Raw genomic sequence first — 1,061 nt, forward strand, 5'->3', positions numbered from 1 at the left:
TTCGTCGAAGCTCAGAGCAGGCTCGGGTGTGATTGGCTCTCCGATTTCACCGTCGTCTTCCTCTATGGGCGGGGCTGCCTCTTCTTCCGCGGGACAAAGTGGGTGTCTTTTTATTCTTTTATTCTTAGTCTCCTCAAGGTGTGGTCTGCCCCATACCAATACACTGATTGTTGCGATGGGGACAGACCATGTTTTCCATGGGGATGCATCAGGATCTGTCTCCGTTTTCTCGTTCTCCTGCATCTAAACTGTTCTGAAACTCCATAGCTCTTCTACTTATTTCTTTTCCGCTCAATCCTTCAAAAATATTCGCTCTCCATTTTGTATAATCAAATTTTTCTCTTTGAATAAGAGCGATAAATTTCTCAGCTTCAACTATACCAAGATGATGATTCAATATTTCAAACCCGGACATTTTTATTTCGGAATCTGTTCTCATTGCTACGACGCCTTCCCTATTACCAAGGTTATAGGATTTACTATTTTAATCTGTGATATTTTATAAGCCTTCTTTATTATCTCTTTGTCTACTGTCAAGAAATACTCACAGTTCAGATAGATTGCGCATGCTACATGCAAGGCATCAACAGCTTTCAAGCCAATAGCAGTTAATTTATCCATTTCAAAAAGAATTTCCTCTGATTCAAGGGCAAATGAATTAGCTAATTCTCTCCATCTTTGAATTTCAATTTTCCTTTCTACAAAAGGGTTAGCATTATTTTCGAAGTCAAGGATATAAGACCACCCCAAAGAAAGCTCATTCGATTCTATTTTTTCCTGAATATCCAGCTTCGCTTCAGTTTCAAGCCGTATGGGTAGAGATGATTGATCATCATACGGTCTATTGAAGCAACAATTATCAAGGTATAGTTTTGTTCCTTTTTTCATTGTCTTGTTGTGAGTCTAAGAGGCTGTCTAAAAAAGGGCCATAGGCCAAAGTAGACGGTAGGCTGGGTTGAGGAACGAAACCCAGCGTTTACGGGCAAGTCTGGCTTGCTGGGTCTCGTCCCTCGACCCAGCCTACCGCTTTGAAATCAATATGTTAGTTTTTAGACAGCCTC

Annotated in this window: 3 protein-coding genes; all 3 read right to left on the reverse strand. The window is 40.7% G+C overall.

What is annotated here, in order from left to right:
• A partial coding sequence (locus BQ17_RS22520) for a hypothetical protein (protein WP_218068190.1) occupies nucleotides 1-243 on the reverse strand: 243 nt, incomplete at its 3' end.
• A complete protein-coding gene (locus BQ17_RS09055; protein WP_089726324.1) occupies nucleotides 209-439 on the reverse strand; it encodes a hypothetical protein in 231 nt (76 codons plus the stop codon). The genes BQ17_RS22520 and BQ17_RS09055, both read right to left, overlap by 35 nt.
• 2 nt (nucleotides 440-441) lie before the next feature.
• Nucleotides 442-888, reverse strand: a complete 447-nt coding sequence (locus tag BQ17_RS09060) for a PIN domain-containing protein (RefSeq protein WP_089726326.1) — start codon at nucleotides 886-888, stop codon at nucleotides 442-444.
• Between the last annotated feature and the right edge of the window lie 173 nt (nucleotides 889-1,061).

The organism is Candidatus Thiosymbion oneisti, from assembly GCF_900092655.1.
Taxonomy (GTDB): Bacteria; Pseudomonadota; Gammaproteobacteria; order Chromatiales; family Chromatiaceae; genus Thiosymbion; species Thiosymbion oneisti.